General features: G+C 61.5%; 14 protein-coding genes and 2 rRNA genes. 5 read left to right on the top strand and 11 right to left on the bottom strand.

What is annotated here, in order from left to right; all coding sequences use genetic code 11:
* Positions 1 to 48 precede the first annotated feature (48 nt).
* The 4 genes from AC3WJW_RS09160 to AC3WJW_RS09145 all read left to right on the top strand — a co-directional run bounded on the left by AC3WJW_RS09160 (position 49) and on the right by AC3WJW_RS09145 (position 2,426).
* The gene (locus AC3WJW_RS09160) at positions 49 to 933 is read left to right on the top strand and encodes a LysR family transcriptional regulator (RefSeq protein ID WP_493725796.1); all 885 of its coding nucleotides are present in this window, start codon (positions 49 to 51) and stop codon (positions 931 to 933) included.
* A gap of 42 nt (positions 934 to 975) precedes the next feature.
* Positions 976 to 1,554, top strand: a complete 579-nt coding sequence (locus AC3WJW_RS09155) for an NAD(P)H-dependent oxidoreductase (protein WP_493725795.1) — start codon at positions 976 to 978, stop codon at positions 1,552 to 1,554.
* 49 nt (positions 1,555 to 1,603) lie between these two features.
* Entirely contained in the window at positions 1,604 to 1,975 is a 372-nt protein-coding gene (locus tag AC3WJW_RS09150; protein WP_493725794.1) for a MerR family transcriptional regulator, read from the top strand.
* Between the two features lie 106 nt (positions 1,976 to 2,081).
* Positions 2,082 to 2,426, top strand: a complete 345-nt coding sequence (locus tag AC3WJW_RS09145) for a cupin domain-containing protein (protein ID WP_007900627.1) — start codon at positions 2,082 to 2,084, stop codon at positions 2,424 to 2,426.
* A 165-nt stretch (positions 2,427 to 2,591) separates the two neighbouring features.
* Here the strand turns inward: AC3WJW_RS09145 and mmsB are convergent, their stop codons facing one another.
* On the bottom strand, positions 2,592 to 3,479 hold the full coding sequence (mmsB, locus tag AC3WJW_RS09140; protein WP_218480183.1) for a 3-hydroxyisobutyrate dehydrogenase: 888 nt from the start codon (positions 3,477 to 3,479) through the stop codon (positions 2,592 to 2,594).
* A 10-nt stretch (positions 3,480 to 3,489) separates the two neighbouring features.
* The gene (locus AC3WJW_RS09135) at positions 3,490 to 5,016 is read right to left on the bottom strand and encodes a CoA-acylating methylmalonate-semialdehyde dehydrogenase (protein WP_429384411.1); all 1,527 of its coding nucleotides are present in this window, start codon (positions 5,014 to 5,016) and stop codon (positions 3,490 to 3,492) included.
* A gap of 150 nt (positions 5,017 to 5,166) precedes the next feature.
* Between AC3WJW_RS09135 and AC3WJW_RS09130 the strand changes: the two genes are divergently transcribed.
* Complete coding sequence (locus AC3WJW_RS09130; protein WP_493725793.1) at positions 5,167 to 6,114, top strand: LysR family transcriptional regulator; 948 nt, start codon at positions 5,167 to 5,169, stop codon at positions 6,112 to 6,114.
* A gap of 168 nt (positions 6,115 to 6,282) precedes the next feature.
* Here AC3WJW_RS09130 and AC3WJW_RS09125 read toward each other — a convergent pair whose 3' ends face one another.
* The 9 genes from AC3WJW_RS09125 to AC3WJW_RS09085 form a co-directional block, all read right to left on the bottom strand.
* On the bottom strand, positions 6,283 to 7,827 hold the full coding sequence (locus AC3WJW_RS09125; RefSeq protein ID WP_493725792.1) for a methyltransferase regulatory domain-containing protein: 1,545 nt from the start codon (positions 7,825 to 7,827) through the stop codon (positions 6,283 to 6,285).
* A 227-nt stretch (positions 7,828 to 8,054) separates the two neighbouring features.
* Complete coding sequence (gene yfiB / locus AC3WJW_RS09120; RefSeq protein WP_493725791.1) at positions 8,055 to 8,558, bottom strand: outer membrane lipoprotein YfiB; 504 nt, start codon at positions 8,556 to 8,558, stop codon at positions 8,055 to 8,057.
* A 5-nt stretch (positions 8,559 to 8,563) separates the two neighbouring features.
* Positions 8,564 to 9,832 (bottom strand): diguanylate cyclase DgcN/YfiN, encoded by a 1,269-nt coding sequence (gene dgcN / locus AC3WJW_RS09115; RefSeq protein ID WP_493725790.1) that lies wholly within the window; start codon positions 9,830 to 9,832, stop codon positions 8,564 to 8,566.
* The gene (yfiR, locus tag AC3WJW_RS09110) at positions 9,829 to 10,404 is read right to left on the bottom strand and encodes a regulatory sequestration protein YfiR (RefSeq protein WP_493725789.1); all 576 of its coding nucleotides are present in this window, start codon (positions 10,402 to 10,404) and stop codon (positions 9,829 to 9,831) included. The genes dgcN and yfiR overlap by 4 nt, the downstream gene beginning before the upstream one ends.
* Before the next feature lie 119 nt (positions 10,405 to 10,523).
* Positions 10,524 to 12,626: an exodeoxyribonuclease V subunit alpha gene (recD, locus tag AC3WJW_RS09105; protein ID WP_493725788.1), complete on the bottom strand. Its 2,103-nt coding sequence runs from the start codon at positions 12,624 to 12,626 to the stop codon at positions 10,524 to 10,526.
* Positions 12,623 to 16,327, bottom strand: a complete 3,705-nt coding sequence (recB, locus tag AC3WJW_RS09100; RefSeq protein ID WP_493725787.1) for an exodeoxyribonuclease V subunit beta — start codon at positions 16,325 to 16,327, stop codon at positions 12,623 to 12,625. The genes recD and recB overlap by 4 nt, the downstream gene beginning before the upstream one ends.
* On the bottom strand, positions 16,327 to 19,776 hold the full coding sequence (gene recC, locus AC3WJW_RS09095; RefSeq protein ID WP_493725786.1) for an exodeoxyribonuclease V subunit gamma: 3,450 nt from the start codon (positions 19,774 to 19,776) through the stop codon (positions 16,327 to 16,329). Before recC ends, recB begins: the two co-directional genes overlap by 1 nt.
* Before the next feature lie 238 nt (positions 19,777 to 20,014).
* A 5S ribosomal RNA gene (rrf, locus tag AC3WJW_RS09090) occupies positions 20,015 to 20,130 on the bottom strand.
* Between the two features lie 160 nt (positions 20,131 to 20,290).
* Positions 20,291 to 20,479 (bottom strand): 23S ribosomal RNA (locus tag AC3WJW_RS09085); the annotation flags it as partial.

Genomic DNA, 20,479 nt, shown 5'->3' with positions numbered 1-20,479 from the left:
CTGCTCGCGAAGGCGTCGGTCCAGACAACCGAAAATCCGGGACAAACAATGCACTTCGACCTGACCGACCTGCGCCTGTACCTGAACATCCTCGACACCGGCAACATCACCGCCGGCGCCGCACGCAGTCATCTGTCACTCGCGGCGGCCAGCGCACGAATTCGCGCCATGGAGGCATCACTGGGCGTCGAGTTTCTTCAGCGCAACCGTCGCGGGGTCAGCCCGACACCGGCCGGCGATGCCCTGGCCCGGCACGCCCGGGTTCTGCTGCAACAGGCCGAACGCCTGCAACAGGAACTGGCTGAATATGCCAAGGGCGTCAAAGGCCAGGTGCGGCTGCTGTGCAATACCACGGCGATCACCGAGTACCTGCCGGAGTTGCTCGCGGACTTCCTGCACAGCCACCCCAACCTCGACATCGACCTGCAGGAACTGCCCAGCACCCGCATCACCCACGCCTTGCGCCAGGGCGCGGCGGACTTGGGCATCGTTTCCGACGCGGTGGACACCGATGACTTGCAGACCCGAGCGTTCCGCGATGATCCGCTGGTGCTGATCATGCCCCGCGAACATCCCCTGGCACAGGCAACCTTGGTGAGCTTCACCGACACGCTGCATCACGACTACGTCGGCCTGAATGCCAACAGCGCGCTGGCGGTGTATCTCGAAGAACAGGCGCTGCACGCCGGCCTGCGCATGCAGATCCGCATCCGTGCCGATGGCTTCGATGGCGTAATGCGCATGGTCGCCCGTGGCGCAGGCCTGGCGATTGTGCCGCTGGCTGCGGTCGAGCGCGGGTCAGGCGGACTGTCCTTCAAGAGCCTCGCCCTGCAGGAAGCCTGGGGCCAACGCAAATTGCTGCTCTGTGCACGGGACTTCGCCGCCTTGCCCGGCTATGCCAAGGCCCTGCTGCACGCCTTGACTCTCCCCTGAGGGGCAGACTTTATCCTTGAGGTTTGATCTTCGAGGACAGCGATGATGGGCAAACGAATACTGGTGATACTCGGGCATCCGTCCAGCAACAGCTTCTGCGCCGCCCTTGCCGAGCGTTACGCACAGACGGCCGTGCGCGCCGGGCATGAGGTGCGTCAGTTGTTTCTTGGCACCCTGGATTTTGACCCGGTGCTGCGCGAAGGCTATCAGCAGGTCCAGCCGCTGGAGTCCGACTTGCGTAACGCCCAGGCCGACATCCTGTGGGCCGAACAGCTGACGCTGGTTTATCCGATCTGGTGGGGCGGCGTACCGGCCTTGCTCAAGGGCTTTTTCGACCGGGTGTTCTTGCCGGGTTTTGCCTTCAAGTATCGCCAGGGCAAAGCCTTCCCCGACAAACTCCTGCACGGCCGAACCGCCCACCTGCTGGTGACCATGGACACACCGCCCTGGTACTACCGCTGGATCTACCACATGCCCGGTTTGCATCAGGTCCGTAAAACCACACTGGAGTTCTGTGGCATCAAGCCAACCCGCACCCTCACCTTCGGGCCCATTCTCGGCGCCAGCGCAAAACGGCATGCGTCCTGGTTACGCCAGGCCGAAGCTATCGCCAGCGCTTGAGTCGGTCGATAATGCGCCGAGCTTTATCCTCGGAGAAAAGGACCTTCCCATGTACATCGGCCAAGCCGCGCAACGTTCCGGAACCACTGTCAAAAGCATCCGTCACTACGAATCGATTGGCCTGCTGCCTGCCGCTCGACGTCAGGGCAAGTACCGCATCTATGACCAGCACAGTGTCGATCTGCTGATGTTCATCAAATGTGCCCAGCAGCTGGGTTTCAGGCTCAAGGAATTGCAGTCAGCCTTCGCCGGACATCAGGACCCGCAGTTGCCATGGGAACGGGCCCATCAGGTCATCGCCGGCAAAAAACGGGAAATCGCCGAACGGATAGCGGCGCTGTCGCAACAGCACGCGCAATTGGTCGAGTTCGAAAACAGTCTCGAACAATCCAGGCTCGACTGCCCGTTGACCCGTCACTGAGGGCTGTGCGTTTCTGGACAGCTCAGTGTCGAGCACAGACAACTGACCCACGGACAGGCGCTATAGGGTGCGACTTCAGTTCTTGAGCCCACTGCCCGGAGTCATCATGACCGCACCGATTACCGTTCTTCGCGACACCCACCCGCTGCCCGTGCTCGACGCCTGCAAATGGGAAAAGCTCGAAGGCGACCCGCACACCGTCAACCTCAACGCCTACACCAGTGAAGACGGCAGCAAGATCATGGGCACCTGGATCTGCACGCCGGGCAAGTGGTATGTGGAATATGTGAAGTGGGAGTACTGCCATTTCCAGGAAGGCTACTGCATCATCACCCCCGAAGGCATGGCGCCGATCCACCTGCGCGCTGGGGACATTTTTGTCATCGAGCCCGGGATGAAAGGCACCTGGGAAGTGGTGGAAACCGTGCGCAAGTATTTCGTGTTTGCCTGATGCAAAAAAACCGGGGGATCACCCGACGTGATCTCCCGGTCAAAAGTCTTTAGGTAAGCGCCGTACCCTGTGGGAGCGAGCTTGCTCGCGATAGCGGTGGGTCAGTCACCATCAATGTCGACTGTAACGACCTCATCGCGAGCAAGCTCGCTCCCACAGTTTTTGCTATTGCGGCTTGCGATAGCTATTGATGATCGCCGAGAAGTCGTTGCCACCTTCCCCACGCAAACTCATCGCCTGATACAACTGCTGGGCCACCGCGCCAAGCACCACCGGCTGGTGCGCCTGACGCGCCGCTTCAGTGGCCAGCCCCAGATCCTTGAGCATCAGTTCGGCCCCGAAGCCACCGGTGTAGCCGCGCGACGCCGGTGCTGTTTCGACGATGCCCGGCCACGGGTTGTACATCTCCGAACTCCAGCAACGCCCCGTGGAACTGTTGATAATGCCCGCCAGCACCTTGGTGTCGATGCCCAGCGCATCACCCAGGGCCATGGCTTCGCTGACGCCGACCATGGAAATCCCCAGCAGCAGGTTGTTGCAGATTTTAGCGATTTGCCCGGTGCCGACCTCACCACAATGGACGATGTTGCGGCCCATCTGCGCCAGTACCGGCTGCAGTGTGGCGAACAGTTCAGGCGTGGCGCCGACCATGAAGGTCAGTGTCCCGGCGGCTGCACCACCGGTACCGCCAGAGACCGGCGCATCGGCCATGGTCACGCCCTGTTTGGCAGCGGCGGCGGCCACGTCCCGTGCGGTCTGCGGATCGATGGTGCTGCAATCGACGGCCGGTACGCCTTGCCCGATACCGGCGAGCACGCCGTCTTCACCCAGCCACACACTGCGCACATGCACCGCGGCAGGCAGCATGGTGATCACCAGTTCGGCGCCCTCCGCCGCTTCACGGGCCGATGCACTGATACTGCCGCCCAGCTGTTCCAGCTCCGCCAGCACAGCCTTGTTCAGGTCCACCAGGCGCAGCGCATGGCCGGCCTTGATCAGGTTGCGCGCCATCGGCGCGCCCATGTTGCCCAGACCGATAAAAGCGATTTTCATGTCCGGCTCCTTATCGCAGGTTGATGGTGGTGTTCACACCGTCGTTGACGCTGTTGTCATCGAACCAGCGGCTGGTGACGGTCTTGGTCTGAGTGTAGAACTGCACCACTTGCTTGCCGTAAGGACCGAGGTCGCCAAGCTTGGAGCCGCGCGAACCGGTGAAGCTGAAGAATGGGACCGGCACCGGGATCGGGATGTTGATGCCGACCTGGCCGACGTCGATTTCATTCTGGAACTTGCGCGCCGCTGCACCGCTCTGGGTGAACAGGCCCGTGCCGTTGCCGAACGGGTTGGCGTTGACCAGGGCGATGGCCTCGTCGAGGGTGGCGACTTCCAGTACCACCAGTACCGGGCCGAAGATTTCCTGGGTGTAGATCTGCATGTCGGTGGTCACGCCGGAGAACAGTGTCGGGCCGACAAAGTTGCCCTTCTCGTAACCGGGAACCGAGATCTCGCGACCGTCCAGCTCCAGTTTGGCGCCTTCCTTGATGCCGCTTTCGATCAGGTCGAGAATCCGCGCCTTGGCCTTTTTCGAAATCACCGGACCGACATCGGTGCCCGGCTCGCTGCCGGCATTGACCTTGAGTTTTTGCGCCAGCGCCTTGAGGTCCGGCAGCCATTGCTTGGCCGCACCCACCAGCACCACCACCGAAGTGGCCATGCAGCGTTGACCGGCAGCACCGAAGCCGGCACCCACCAGCGCATTCAGCGCTTGTTCGCGATTGGCGTCCGGCAGCACCACGGCGTGGTTCTTGGCGCCCATCATCGATTGCACGCGCTTGCCGTGTTTACCGGCCAGGTCATAGACATGAGTACCGACGGCGGTTGAACCGACGAAGGAAACCGCCTTGATGTCCTTGTGGGTGCAGAGCCCGTCCACCACGTCCTTGCCACCATGCACGACGTTGAGCACGCCGGCCGGAATGCCCGCCTCGATCGCCAGCTCCACCAGGAGCATGGTCGACATCGGGTCCTGTTCCGACGGCTTGAGCACGAAGGTGTTACCGCAGGCGATGGCCATCGGGAACATCCACAGCGGAATCATCGCCGGGAAGTTGAACGGGGTAATGCCCGCGCACACGCCGATCGGCTGGCGCAGGGTGTAGGTGTCGACGCCACCGGCGACGTTTTCAGCGAATTCGCCCATTTGCAGGCTGCCGATGGAGCAGGCGTGCTCGACCACTTCCAGGCCACGGAAAATATCGCCTTCGGCGTCGGCAATGGTCTTGCCCTGCTCGGCGCTCAGGACCGCGGCGATGCGCTTGGAGTGCTCGCGAATCAGCGCCTGGAGCTTGAGCATGATGCGCATCCGCGCGCCGATGGGCGTCAGCTTCCAGGTCTGGAAAGCACGATGAGCGGCGCTGATGGCGGCGTCGACTTCTTCGGCGGTGGCAAACGGCACTTTGGCCAGCACTTGCTGGGTCGCCGGGTTGATGATGTCGTGCCATTCGGTGGACTTGGACTCGACCCACTCGCCGTCGATCAACAGTTTGACCTTTTGCACGGTGGTTTCGTTAGGCGTGAGCGATACGTTCATGTGGGTCTCCGGATCCTTGTTGTTATCTTGGGAGCCAAGGCGAGAGAGTCGCCTTGAGATGAGCTGTGTGTCGCGAATTGGTTCTCGGACTGTTTTTGGAGTATAGATGTGCAAACTTCTGATAAGAACGCACATAAAAACCGGTCCAACATGCAAAAAAACATCACCTCCCTCGGCTCGTTGAACTGGGATGACCTCAAGTTTTTCCTCGAGGTCGCCCGCACCCGCAAGGCCAGCACTGCGGCCAAGCGCCTGGCGGTGGACTACACCACGGTGTCGCGGCGCATCAGTTCGCTGGAAACGGCGCTGGGCACTTTGCTGTTCGAGAAGTCCCGGACCAACGGCTTTGTCCTGACCGCCGAAGGCCAGCGGTTGATGGGGTATGCCGAGTCGATCGAAAGCACCTTGCACATGGCGTGCGAGCAGGTTTCCGGGTCCGGCGTGGCACTGTCCGGTCATGTGCGCATGGGCTGCACCGAAGGCTTCGGCAGCTTTTTCATCACGCCGCAGCTGAGCCACTTCGTCGACACCTACCCGGCGATCTCGGTGGACATCCTGCCGCTGCCGCACTTCATCAGCCTGTCCAAGCGCGAGGCCGACATCGTCATCGCCCTGGAGCGTCCGGAGCATGGCCCGTACGTCTGCTGCAAATTGTGCGACTACCGGTTGCAGCTGTACGCGACCCAGGATTATCTCGACAACCACCCGGCCATCCGCCGCCCGGCAGACCTGGCGAAACATTCGTTTATCAGTTACGTCGACGACCTGGCGTTCAGCTCGGAGCTGTTGTACCTGGCCAATGTACTGCCCGGCGCCAGCGCCAACCTGCGCAGCACCAGCGTGATCGCGCAGTTCGTGGCGGCGCAGCAGGGGCGCTCACTGGCGATCCTGCCGTGCTTCCTCGCCACTCAGGACCCGCGCCTGCTGCCGGTGTTGCCGCAGGAAATCAACATCACCCGACAGTTCTGGATGTACTGCCGCGAGGACCTGCGCAAGCTCAAGCGGATCACCCTGTTGTGGGATTACATCCGCCAGGTCACTGAGCAGAATCACGGCCTGCTGATGGGAGAGAGCCGGGAGATGTTGTTTGCCGACTGAAAATTTGAAGGAATCAGGTAGCGGCACCTAATGAGGTCAGCAGGCCTTTTCCAACAGTTTGTAACAGCGCTCGTAACACCTCGACGTCGACATTCAGATACGCACAGGCATGGGACAACAGCCACGCGAGGGCTCCCATGATGGGGACGTCTGCCCCCCATCTGTCGGTCAAATGATGTTCAACGCCTTGAGAATCACCAGCGATTGCTCGGCAAACGCTTCGGCCTGTTCAGTCAGTTCGGCGATATTCTCTTCAGCCGTGGTCAACGGCCGATTGTCCTTGATGAGGACTTCGCCTTGTTCGGCGAGGACGCCCCACGCCAGCTGAGCCCATTCAGCCGGATGTTTTCTGCCTTGCTTGATGGATATCAGGAACAGCTGCTGGAAGCGGCTGACCGGCACGCCACCGCCCGTTACCGGACTGGCCAGGACCTGGATTTTGTTACTGAGCAGGGCGCGTTTGCATAGTTGCAGATTGAGGGTATTGCAGCGCGCCTGCACCAGTTTCTCGGCGACTTCGCTCTGGCACGGTACCGCAGCGCCCATCCCGATCAATACGGTGATGGCCTGCACCAGATCGTCATAAGGCATTGATGGCACGGCCCCGGCCAACTGGCGCAACGTTTTCGGTGTATAAGCATTGGCCGTCAGCGCTTCAAGTACGGGCCCATAGATTTCTGCCTGCAACGTAGCTTCGCCGGCAGGCCCCCTGACGGTGTCAGATAATGTTTCTGCCGCCCGCAGTAGGACAAAACGCGTGTTGAACATACCCTGGCGCTGTTCAGCGGCAGACAGTCGGTTGGCGCCGCGCACGTACAGATCTCGACGGAAATGCTGGTTGACGAAGTAGTCGCGCGCTTGTTCACGCATGACCGGGTGCTCGATTCCTTCCAGGAAGTCCATGCCTTCTGCGCTCAAGTTGAGCGGGTCCACCGAGTCCAGCGGGACGGCCGTCGTGGCGTAGTCGAGTTTGGCAGGGGCCAGGGCATCGACCACGTCGGTGAAATACATGCAGTTCCAGTCGCGGTTGAAGTATTCATGGGCGACGTACTGGCGATCCTGGCCTTTGATGCCCTGGAGCTTGTCGTCCAGGTTCGGTGCCGCGCTGGCGTAGTTGGGGTTGGCCGCCAGCAGCGTTTCGGAGAATTGCAGTGCGGCCTCGATACGCTGGTCCGGGCGAGCGGAGGTGTGCGTGGCGAAGCGGTCGTGCAGCCTGAACAGATGACGCAAGGGCGCCGCTGGCGACCAGCCGGGGAAGCAGTTGTAGCTGATGTACAGCAGGCCACCGGGCTTGAGGTGACGACGGGCGAACTCGACGATCAGTTTCTGGTTGTCGCGGCTGACCCAGGTCCAGATGCCATGCAGGCTGATGCTGTCGAATTGTGGCAAGTCGTCGCGGGCGAGCAGTTGCTCGAAGCTGTCGTCATACAGCCGCGCATCGCTGTTCCAGGCAGTCGCCAGTGCATTGGCATGGGCTGCCTGGCCCGGGTGGAAATCCGTGCCTATGTAGGACCCTGGGTTGGCGGCGGCATGGATATTGATCGAGACGCCCTGGCCAAATCCCAATTCGCAGTGATAACCGTCGGTCGTCTCAAGACTGGCAAAACCGCGCAACAACAAGCAATAGCGCTGGAAGACTGGATTGATTTCCCGGCTGTAGCTGTAGGTGTAGCCCTCGTCCGTAAAATACCCTTCGTTCCAGGCGTCGCTCATGCTTTTATCCCTTTATTTCGAGAGTGAAAAGTTGCTCTTATAAGGGGTAGCTCTTGCGCACTACAAGCAATAAAAAGCGGGTGAGCAATCTTTTCGTGTCCACTCCAGGCTGTAGCCGTTGCGGCTACAGATGGCACAGCCTGAGCGTGAACGCCAGGGACGCCCTTGGCTTGCATGAGGGAGGCTAGCGAGTCCGCATATCCAGCTCACCAAGAGCCGCTCGCCGATCAGTCGGAGCTGACGACGATGGCGACCCGGCGATTCTCCGTACGGCCACTGGAAGTGGTGTTGGTGGCCACCGGTACGCTGCTGCCCAGGCCGCGCAACTGGATATTTTCCGGCTTCATGCCGACCGTGTTGAGCACCTTGGCAACGCTTTTCGCCCGGCGCACGGACAGTTGCTCGTTGTAAGCCTCTTTGCCCGATGCGTCGGTGTGACCATCGACCCGCACTCGCTCGATACCCACTCCGAGCAGCGCCTTGCCGATGCGCTCGACGATCTCGGTGCTCTGTTTGTTCAGGCTGTCATCGTCGCTGCCGAATAACACCTTGCCGGACAAACCAAAGGCCCAGCCATCGTCGGTCAGCTCGAAACCCTGCTGTTTCAGCACGGCGATCTGCGCCGGGCTCAGGCCTTTTGGCGGGGCAGTCTGGCAACCGGTCAGGCTCAGCAAGGCCACGAGCAAAGTCATGGTGAAAAAACGCAGGGAACGCGGGTTGAAAGTGAACACGGAAATCAGCTCCTGTTTTGAACATCGGCGGCAGGGTGCTCCGACCCTGCCGTGTACTGTGCGCCTCGGGACAGGCGCTTGGCCTGGTACATCGCACTATCGGCGGCGTTGAGCAGGGCACCCGGCGTTGCGCCATGATCCGGGTACACCGCGACGCCGATACTGAGTGAGGTCAATACCTGGGTACTGCCCGGCAATGGAATCGGCATGTCCATGCTGGCCAGGATCTTGTCGGCAATCCGTTCGGCGTCTGCGGTCTTGTGCAGCGGCGTCAGCAGCACGGCAAACTCATCACCACCCAAGCGCGCCACCAGGTCCCCTTCCCGCAGTTGCGCACGAACCCGGTTGGCCACGGCCACCAACACCGCATCCCCCGCCGCATGGCCGAAACTGTCGTTGATCTCCTTGAAGCGATCGCTGTCGAGAAACAACACCGCCACTCGCTCGCCGAGCTTGTTGGCGTTGCGCAGCGCGCGCATCAGGCGACCTTCGAAAAATGCCCGGTTGGGCAATCCGGTGAGGCTGTCGTGACTGGCCTGGTGCGCCAGGGATTCGTTTTCGCTTTGCAGGTGCGATTGCCAGGCTTCGAGCTCATCGAGCAGGGCATTGAAGTCGTTGCCGAAATCATCGAGCTCGGCAATGTCGGCGGGCGGCACGCGCTTGTCGAAGGCCCGTTCACTGCGCGCGGCGTGGGCGACGGTGGCCAGGTTGCGCAGGGGCTTGATGATCCCGCGAAGTTGTCGGCGCGCCAGAAAGAGCGCAACCCAGGCACTCACGGCCGTGCACAAGAGGATGCCCACCAGGCCGCTGAGCAAAAAGCGCATCAGGTTGCCGCCGTGCCCGGTGAGCCTGATGCTGCCGACTTCCCGCCCTTGATGGAGGATCGGCATGCTCATCGGTTCTTCGAGAAACGCTTTGGCGATGTGCCGTTCGAGATCGGATACCCAGTCGGTTTCCGGTCGTTGCCAACGGGCCAGCAACTGCCCCCGCTGGTCGAACACCTGGGCGTCGGCCACTTCTTCGGTGGACACAATCAACGCCAGCGCTTCGGTGGCAGCAGGCTTGTCGTTGAACACCACCGCGGCTTCCACGGTGTAGGTGATCGAGCGTGCGATCAGGTGCAGGTTGTGATCCGCGTACACACGCAAAGCCAGCACGCCGAGCAACGTCAGCGAAACACTGGCCATTGCGACACCCACCAGCGCGACGAGCAAGTTGCCGCGACCGATGACCGAATGCAAAGTCGGGCGACTGCCCGGAGTCAGTAGCTTCATGGCGCCGCCGGCTTGCGACGCGAGAGTTGCAGCACGCTCGGATGGATGCGTACACCGCTGCGAGCGACGGAGTCGAGATTGACCTCGAACGACACCTGCTCGTCGCTGACCCGTAAGCAAAACAGGCTGCCGACCGTGCACTGCTCGTCACTCTCGCTAATGCTCAGCACCGGATGCCCAATCAACGCGGCAAACAATCGGCTGCGTTCTTCGCCAGTGAGCTTGCCGATGTAAACCGCATCGCAGTCACTGACAATCGCGGGGTTGTCGGCCAACAAGCGTTGCACCGTGACAGGTCGACCGGTCGCCTGGGTCGTGCCTTTGACCAGGTCGTCGGTGTATTCGGTAGGGCCGACCAGGCACAGGCGCAGCAACAAAGGCTCAACGGGCCAGCGGGCATAGCTGAGGATGCCGAGGACCACCTGGGTAACCGCTTTGGCGCGCTGGTCCGCCATGCCCACCGGGGGCTGCGATTGAGCGAAAGCGACGCTGGCCAGCAGACAAAGAAGGATGGCAAGCAGCGCTTTCTTACAGCCAACGACGCGCTCTGTCGTCCTGACAGCCACCTTCATGCAGGGATACTCTTGGACCGAAGCGAAATGATGCCGCAACGATAGCACAGCGAGGAAATGCCAGCGAGGCCACGTACTACGCTGCTTCGGACAATTTCCTACAATCGCCCACCGACCTTTCAGTCTGTCGGCTCACTGCCGTCCTTCAGCTCCAGCATCAGCCCGCTCAAGCGCTTGACCCGGCGTTTCACCGCCTCTTCAAACACGCCTGGGCGCGATTCGATCAGGGTGAACCAGTCCTTGGCCCGGGTAATCCCGGTGTAGATCAATTCCTTGGTGAGGACCGGATTCAAGGCGTCGGGAAGAATCAACGCGGTGTGCGCGAACTCCGAGCCCTGGGATTTATGCACGGTCATGGCGTACACGGTTTCGACATCATTCAAGCGGCTTGGCAGGACAAATCGCACGCCGCCCTGGCCGTCATTGCGTGGGAACGCCACACGCAAAACCTGTTTTCCGTGGCCCTCCTGCTCCGGGAGCTTGAGGGCGATGCCAATATCGCCGTTCATCAAACCCAGCCCGTAATCGTTGCGGGTCATCAGCACGGGGCGACCTTCGTACCACTGCTGGTCGCTATCGATCAGGCGTGCCCTGAGCAACGCCTCGGTCACTCGCTGGTTCAGGCCCTCCACACCCCACGGCCCCTTGCGCACGGCACATAACAGCTGGAACCCGTCGAAGGCTTGCAACACCTCCCGGGCCCAGTCGGTCCAGCGTGAATCTTCAAGCGGGCTGTCGAGTGGCGGCCGCTGTTTGCGCAGTAAGGTCAGGTAATGCCGATAACCCTGCGGGCCCTCACCGTGACCTTCGAGCAGCAAACGCTCCAGGGTCCGGTCCTGCTCCCCTTTGAGGGACAAGCCATACACATCGTCATGGCTTCGCGCAGACAACAACTTGCGGGCTTCTTCCGGTTGCTGCTGGTTGACCCAACGAGCGAGCTGGCCAATACCGCTGCCTTCACCGAATCGCCGGGAATGGCGCAACATCACCACCTGTTGGGCCAGTGGATGAGCACCCTGGGTATCCTCCTGCAAGCCACTGGCCTGAAGGCTTTCGCCACTGACGGCTTCCAGCCACTGGCGAGTCTGCGGGCTGTACCAGCCAGCCTCCGCGTCGCGACACAAATCCCCCAGTACCGCACCGGCTTCTACCGAAGCCAACTGGTCCTTGTCCCCCAACAGCACGAGGCGCGCATGGGCCGGCAAGGCGTCGAGCAGATTGGCCATCATTTCCAGGTCAATCATCGAGGCCTCGTCCACCACCAGCACATCCAGCGGCAGGCGATTGCCCGCGTGGTGCCGGAAATGACGTGTCCCGGGCCGGCTGCCCAGCAGACGGTGAACGGTGGTGACATCCGACGGGATCTTCTCGCGTATGGCTTCGCTGACCTTCAAGGTCCGGACTTGCTGGCTGATGGACTCTGTCAGACGCGCCGCGGCCTTGCCGGTCGGTGCGGCGAGGCGAATGCGCAAAGGCATGCCGGCCTCGACCGCCGGCGCCTGGAGCAACGCCAGCAAGCGCACGACGGTGGTGGTCTTGCCGGTTCCCGGCCCCCCCGTCACGATGCTGAAGGCGCTGCGCGTCGCCAGGGCGCAGGCCAGCTTCTGCCAGTCGATCACTTCACCCGGCCGGGCAGGCCCAAACAAACCGGTGAGGCGCTGGAGCAGGTCGCTCGGTGTGGATTCATGTTCCGTCAGGCGCTCGCGCAACGAAAGGTCGATCCGCCGCTCATAGGCCCAATAGCGGCGCAGGTACAAGCGTTTGCCCGATAACACCAAGGGTCGGTCACGCACGTTGTCACGGCTGTCAGCGGCCAGGGCGACCAGGTTGCTGGCGGCCAGCACCTTGCACCAATGAGCACCGTCCAGCGATCCGAGCAATTGCGACGGCAACAGCATGGCGCCGCCTTGAACGTCACCTTCGGGCGGTAATGACAGGGCGAAGTCCGGTTCTTTCAGCGTCTCGAACAGGTCGAGGCAGACATGCCCGTGGCCCAACTGGTGGCTGGTCAACGCGGCTGCCAGCAAGACCAACGGATCATCCTCCGGCGCCAGCTCATGCAGAAACGCCACAAAGGCTTTGTCCAGCGCGCGCAGCCAGCCACGTTCGACCCAGCGCGTGAGCAGCAATAGCAAGTCGTCGGCACGACTCAGCGGCGCGAGTTCGACCAGGCTTTCGGCTGCCAGCGATGTCGGCAGCAAATCGGCGAATGAGCGATTCATAACAGTACTCCCTGTTCCCAGGCGGGCTCGGCCTTGGGCTCTGGCTTGCCCTGGAACAGCCTGTCCAGACGCTCGATCAGTTCTCTTGGCGGACGGGTGAAAAACACACCTTGGCTGGCTGCACGTGTACCCCGCAGGAACAGGTACAACGCACCGCCGACATGCCGGTCGTAGTCGTAATCGGCGAGCCGCGCCTTGAGCTGGCGATGCAGGGCCAACAGGTACAACACGTATTGCAGGTCATAGCGGTTGTCGAGAATCGACTGCTCCATGGCCGGCACGGTGTAGGCCGCATCATCGGCGCCAAGCCAGTTGGATTTGTAGTCGGCAACGTAATAGCGGCCGTCGTGTTCGAACGTCAGGTCGATGAAGCCCTTGAACATGCCGTTGAGCAGCACCGGTTCGGCGGCCACCCGGGCCACCCCGTCATGGGTGTACTGGCACACCAGCGCATCGAGCTTGAGCACATCGACCTTGTGGCTCGCGAACCAGAACTCCATCTCGACCTGGTATTGCGTCAATTGCGCGAATATCACTGGCCCCTGATCGGCACCCAGTTGCAACGGCGACTTGAGCAGATGCTGCAGCCAGTCACTCAGCGTGGTGATCCAGCCCTCCCAGCCTCGGCGATTGCAGCGACGGGCAATGGCGTCGATCACTTCCTGGGGGGCTGCGGCAAACCCTTCGCCCCCCGCCCATTCGAGCAGACCATGGAGGAAGGTGCCGGGGTTCGGGCCGCGCGGGAAGCGATGGATGTCGCCGCCACTGGCCACCACTTCCCTGGGAGCCTGCGGGTCGAGACGTTCGTCATCGAACAGTTTTTGCGCCTGCGGACTCTCCGGCGCCTCGTCCGTGCCGACACTCAGGGTGTCGCCAATGCGCAATGCGCTGTAAGAGGCGATCCACCAGTTTTCACTGGCCTTGCGTTTGGGGATCAGCGGAGCCAGCAGCGCCGCGTCGTTTTGCGGTGGCTGGTAATGCTCTGTTGTCGCATCAGGCATCTGGGCATACGCCAGCGCCGGGCAGTCCTGTTGCAGGTCGCGCAACCACTGCTGCAACGCCGGGGAGTCGGCCAATGGCGCACCGCCCCCCAACAGATAACCCAACGCAGACAGATGCAGCACCGAACCATTGTTGTTGCCGCGCTTGAGGTCAGCCACCCCCAGCCAGCAGGCGTGTTGCGCTCGGGTCAGGGCGACATAGAGCAAACGCAGATCCTCGGCCAGACGCTCATCGTCGGCCAGGGCAATCAATTCTGCCGTCGGCCTCAACGTGACTTGGGCATTGCCTGATTCATCGTGGTAGTGCAACGGCAGGCGGCTGCCGTCCACCGGCTTCGCCGAGCAAATGAACGGCAGGAACACCAGGGGGTATTCAAGGCCTTTGGACTTGTGGATGGTCACGACCTTGACCAGTTGCTCATCACTTTCCAGACGCAGGATCTGCTCCTCGCCCGCCTGCCCGGACAACGCCAGATGCTCGGACAGATGCCGGATCAGCGCTTGTTCGCCATCGAGTTCGGCGGCGGCCTGTTGCAGTAATTCGGACAGGTGCAGGAGGTTCGTCAAGACCCGCTCGCCGTCACTGCGGGCGATCAACGCCTGGGGCAGGCGGAAGTCGTGCAGCAAACGGCGCAGCATCGGCAGCACGCCCTGCTTGCGCCAGACTTCGCGATAGCCACGGAACTGCATGACCCGGGACTCCCAGGCCAGCTCGTCCTGATTCAGCCGCTCCAGCTCGGTCAACGAAAGGTTCAAGGTGATGCTGGCCAACGCGGCCCGTAGCGGGCGTTCGACATCCGGCTCGGCGCAGGCCTTGAGCCAGGTCAGCACGTCATGCGCCTCCTGGGCGGCGAACACCGAGTCCTTGTCCGAAAGGTAGACACTGCGCACGCCCCGCGCAGCCAATTCGCCACGCACCGCCTGCGCTTCCTTGCCATCGCGTACCAGGATGGCGATGTCCGCCGGCAGCAGGCCCCTGAACGCTTTGCCGTCCTGGGTGAATCCTGCTTGCCCCTGCTGCCCGCCATTGAGCAATGCCGTGATTTCACTGGCGCAGGCCGCCGCCAGTTGCTGCCGGTACACCGCACCGGACAACGGTTGTTCGGCCGGCAAGTGCCAGATGTTCAAGGCCGGGACTGCCTGATCATTGATATGCAGGACTTCTTTGCGGCCCTGGGAGGCCACCGGCATGAACGGAACCGGGTTATTGCCATTCGGCTCCCGAAAGAGGAATGCGCCCCGTCCCGACTTCCGGGCTTCGGCACGCTCGAACACATGGTTCACCGCGTTGACCATGCCATGGCTTGAGCGGAAGTTGGTGCCCAGGGTGTGCAGGCGGCCGGTGGTGGCCTGACGGGCGCGCAGGTAGGTATGGATGTCGGCCCCGCGAAAAGCGTAGATCGCCTGTTTCGGGTCGCCGATCAGGAACAGGCCGCACTCGGGGCTGTTCTCTTCAATCCGGTAGATGCTCTCGAAGATCCGGTACTGCACCGGGTCGGTGTCCTGGAACTCATCGATCAGGGCGACCGGAAACTGTTCACGAATCAGGGTGGCCAGGCGCTCGCCGCCATCGGACTGCAAGGCCGCATCAAGGCGCAGCAGCATGTCGTCGAAACCCATTTCCGCACGACGGCGTTTCTCTTCCTCGAAACGTGTCCCGACCCAGCGGGCGGCATGTTGCAGCACAGCGGCATCGGGCGTTGGCAACCCGTCGAGACAGGCCTTGAGGCCGGCCATCGCATCGAGCCCCGGATGTCGAGGCGCTTCGCCCTTCCAGGCTTCGGCCATGCCATCAGGGGTCAGTCGCGTGAAACCGGTGCCGATATCCAGTTGCTCAAGGGATTCGTCTTCGGCCCAGGCTTTGATTTTTTCGAACCAGGGCTCGAAATAGCGTGCCTGCATCTTGCGACCGTCGACGCTCTTGCTCGCGACACCCTGGTGACAGATCGCAAGCAACTCGTCCGCCCACTGCGGCCATGGCTTCTTGAGCTCGACCAGGGCAGCCCGTCGCTCTTGCAGGCATTGCGAAATTATCTCGGCGGGCTCTTTCCCTTGAAGCGTATCGCGCTCACTGGCGAACAGCGCACGAATCCGCGGCAGCAACGCCGCCGGACCACCCCAATTGCTGCGCACCCAATTCAGCGCATCACCTTGCATCGGGTAGCAGAACAGCCGCCAGTAATCGCGCAGGACTTCCCCCAGCAAGTCGCTGTGATCGGTTTCCAGGGTCTGGGTAAACAGGCTGCCGCTGTCGAAGGCATGCTCGCGCAACATGCGCTGGCACCAACTGTGGATAGTCGACACTGCCGCCTCGTCCATCCACTGGGCGGCGATATCCAGGCGGTTTGCGCACCCGGGCCATTGCTCGGGCAAATACTGGTCACGCAGCTCGGCAATCAGGCTGTCGGGGGCAGGCGTTTCATCGCGAAAAAAGCGTGCGGCCTCGGCGAGTCGCGTGCGAATGCGTTCGCGCAACTCTTTAGTGGCGGCGTCGGTGAAGGTCACGACGAGGATTTGCGGCGGCAAGAGCTCACGTCCGAAGCCGCTGCGCTCTCCACCACCATGCTCGCCGCCATTGCCCAGCACCAGGCGCAGGTACAACGCGGAAATGGTGAAAGTCTTGCCAGTCCCCGCGCTGGCTTCGATCAGTTGACTGCCACGCAGCGGGAAGGCCAGGGCCAGCGGTGTCTTCGTACTCATCAACGCGACTCCTCGCTGGACAGTGAACGCCAGGGTGCTTCAAGCAGCGGGCGATAGAGCGCATCACACCAGTCGGGGAAGGTTTCATCGGCGCTCAGGGCATCGTAGTCGGCGAATTGGCGTGCGAGTGCCGGACTTTCGCGTCGCTCTCCGTCCGTCGTCTGCCCGTCGCCTTCATAGGCCTTGCGCGCAGCGGCTGCGGCTTTGACCGGGTCGGTTTGCCCCAGCCACGCGAAGGCGGTCTTGACCGCGATCGGCAGAGGCTGGCGCATACCCGACTGCCAGGCCATCAGCAGATCGCCGAGAATTTTCCGTGCCGTGGACTCGTCCATCGGTGCGAGCAACAGGCTGTCGTCGCTGGCCACCAGTGCGGTGGTCAACGCCATGCCACTGGCACAGGCCACCAGATGCGTGAGCCACGGGCGCGTCAGTCGATGCCATTTGCGCGATTTGATCGAGCCGATGCTGTTGGGGATCGTCGTGACAGACAGCAAACCACCATCAGCGCGCTGATGCAGGCCGCTGAGCCAGCCCTCGATGTGCAGGCCTTGCAGTTCAAGATTGACGGGCAACGCACTGCTGAGCGGTTTCGGCCACAAAGCCAGGAGCTGTTGGTGGCGTTGCAGCAAGTCGGGCAATGGTTCGATCAATTCACGTTGCAGGCACTCACCGAAACCGGCCATGGGCAGCAGCCCGCTGTTTTGCAGGCGTTTGGCCTGATCCTCCAGTGCCTGTCCGGTATGTTCCGGATCTGCCAGTGCCGCTTCGAGCAAACGGTCGCTGAGGCTGTAACGCTGCAACGCATCCAGGACAAAAGGCTCTTCATCGGCCAACGGCACTTCAGCCGCCTCGAAGAAGACTTTCAGTCGCTGGCTGAAAAAGTGCCGTACCGGATTGCGCAGGAAATCCTGCAGTTGACCGAGGCTGAGGGGTTCGTCCTGAACGTGAGGCCCGAGCACCTCGGCGCTCGCCTGTTGCTCTGCCGCTTGATGAAGGACCTGCCATTCGGTGGCGTAGCTGAACGACTCATCCCCTTCGTGAAAGTAGCGGGCGCTGAAAGGCTGCAAGGGGTGTTCCCGGGTCATGGCTTCAAGCAGGTCCTCGCCACTCTGTGCCAGTCGCCAACCGCTGGCCAAGTGGTCACGCAACTGACCAATCAATACCGACGCCGGCCTCTCGCTGTTGTCGCGGATGCTGCGGCCCACCCAACTGATGTAGAGCTGATCCCGTGCCGACAGCAAGGCTTCCAGAAGCAGGTAACGGTCATCTTCACGTCGGGAGCGATCACCCGGCCGGTAATCACTGCCCATCAGATCGAAATCCAGCGGTGGTTGCGCACGCGGATAATCGCCGTCATTCATGCCCAGCAGGCAGACCAGCTTGAACGGGATAGCGCGCATGGGCATCAAGGTGCAGAAGTTGACCGCACCGGCCAGAAAGCGTTGGGACAAACGGCCCTGATCCAGACCTGCAAGCCAGGCTTCACGAACGACCGTCAGCGGCAACTCGTCCTGCAAACCGACGGACTCGCAGGTCTCGAGCCAGGTCTCGCGCAGCTCTTCGAGCTGGGCCAGCAAGTAGTCATCGTGTTCGTTACTGGCGAGGAAGAACAACTGCACCAACGCCTGCAAGCGCAAGCCCCATTGGCGCGGTGGTGCAGGCTGAGAGAGTTCGTGGTGAGCCACTTCCAGCGCGTCCAGCAGCGCAACCAGCGGACCAATGAGCGCAGCGTCCAGACCACCGATCTCGTCGTAGGGTTCGATACCCTCATAGGCATCGGCGCTGCCAACGGCGTAACCGAGCAACATCCGTCGCAAGCCGAAACGCCAGCTGTTTTGCTCCAGCTCATTGGGCAGCCCGAGTCCGGCACGTTGCTCGGCATTCATGCCCCAGCGAATGCCGGCACCTTCGATCCAGCGGTGCAGGGTCGGCAGGTCACGCTCCTCGACACCAAAGCGCGCGCGCAGTGCCGGGACGTCGAGCAGATCGAGAATCTCACTGACGGGGAATCGGCTGTCAGGCAGCTTGAGCAGGTGCTCGACCGCAATCAACAGTGGATCGCGACCACGCTGGCCCTGGTCAGCCAGCGTAAACGGAATGAAGCGCGGGTCTTGACGGTCGAGTTGGCCAAACACGGCGCGAATGTGCGGGGCGTAGCTGTCGATATCCGGGACCATGACGATGATGTCCCGGGGGCGCAATGTCGGATCGGCACTGAAGCGCGCGAGCAGTTGATCGTGGAGAATCTCGACTTCTCGCTGGGCGCTGTGGGCAATGTGAAAACGGATCGATTCGTCCGCCTGCAGATCGATGGCCGGCCAGCGCTCGCGAGTCTCGTTGAGAGGACGCAACTCGAGGATGTCATCCTGCAACTGGTTGAGCACATTCAGCGGCTGACCGTCGCTGAACAGGTCGATGCGCCCGTCACGGAATGCCGAGCGATAGCTGTTGGGATCGTCGTAACTGTCGAGCAGGTTGATGTAGTCCCGCCCCTGTTTACCCCAGGCAGCCAGCAGCGGGTGAGCATGCTGGTGCAGGGTTTGCGGATCGATCACTACCGGCATGCCGCTCTTGCGGGCCTGGCGCTTGTATTGATGCCGTAGCAGGTCTTTATCGGCGACGATGTCCGCCCAATGGTGACGACACGGGTTATGTACGCATAGCAGGACCTGACTGAATCGTGCCAGCCCCGCCAGTGCTTCCAGGGCTTGGGCAGGCAGTGAAGAAATCCCGAAAACGATCACTCGCGAGGGCAATCCCTGGGGAGCTGTTTCGAGGTTGTTGATGCGCTCGACAAATCGCTGATGGACCCCGGCACGGCTTTGCGCCATGCCTTGCTCTCCCACATCCAGCAAGAGTGCACGCCATAACTCTGCCTGCCAGCAATTGGCCGGCGTCAGGGCTTTGGCCTCGCCCCTGGCGCTTCTTGTCTGATGTCGACCTTCTGCCCAGTCTTCAAGCCAGTCAGCCCGATAGACCTGGTACTGGTCGAACAGGTCCGCCAGACGCTCAGCCAATTGATAGCGTTTGCGCAGATCGGTGTCATGGGTCAGGAAGCGTTGCAGCGGCTCGAAGTGTGGCTGGTTGATCAACTGCGGCAGCAGGCGCATCAATCGCCAGGTCAGCGGAGCTTTATCGAGCAGGGACTTGGCCGGAATTTCATCGCGCCCAAGGACCATGCGATAGAGCTGCCACATGAAACTGCCGGGCAACTGCACGTCGATGGCGGCGGCGATGCCGCAGCCGCCCATGTCGTCTTCTTCGGCATCTTCCGCCAGGGCCAGCTTCAGCCATTGGGCAATGCCGTTGCTTTGCACCAACGCGATTTCATTCTCCAGGGGAGCCAGCGGGTAGCGCCGCATCCAGCTGACCACCAGGCTGCGCAACTCGTCCAGGCGATTGCCGTGAACCACCATAAAACCAGCACTGAGGGACGTGGCGTCCGGCATAAGGCTTCCTTGGAAAATGCAAATTCGAGGGAGGACTTTAGCATTTGTAGGAGCGAGCTCGCTCGCGAAGGTCGTCAACGATGACGCGGGTTGTCTGGGGTAACGCGGTGCCCTGAAGTTCTTCGTCGGAACGCCGCCCGGAGCAGGCTCGCTCCTACAGGGAACAGCGTTTGAGGTGTACGGAGGCGCAAAAACAAAACCCCTACCTGCATACGCAGATAGGGGTTTCGGAATTTAATCTTGACGATGACCTACTCTCACATGGGGAAACCCCACACTACCATCGGCGATGCGTCGTTTCACTTCTGAGTTCGGGATGGGATCAGGTGGTTCCAACGCTCTATGGTCGTCAAGAAATTCGGGTACCGAGTCGTGGCCGGTTGGCCGCGCTTCAGCAAATTGGGTATGTGACAGCTAGGTGTTTTGTGAGTCTCTCGAACTTTCGGTTCGTTTCGTCTTCACACACCGCAATCTGATGCTCCTCTTTGGAGTAGTCAAATTGCTTGGGTGTTATATGGTCAAGCCTCACGGGCAATTAGTATTGGTTAGCTCAACGCCTCACAGCGCTTACACACCCAACCTATCAACGTCGTAGTCTTCGACGGCCCTTCAGGGAACTCAAGGTTCCAGTGAGATCTCATCTTGAGGCAAGTTTCCCGCTTAGATGCTTTCAGCGGTTATCTTTTCCGAACATAGCTACCCG

The sequence above is a fragment of the Pseudomonas sp. GW821-FHT07G06 genome (assembly GCF_058986625.1).
The sequence above is the reverse complement of the archived record's forward strand: the minus strand, read 5'-3'. Positions and strand labels throughout refer to the sequence as shown.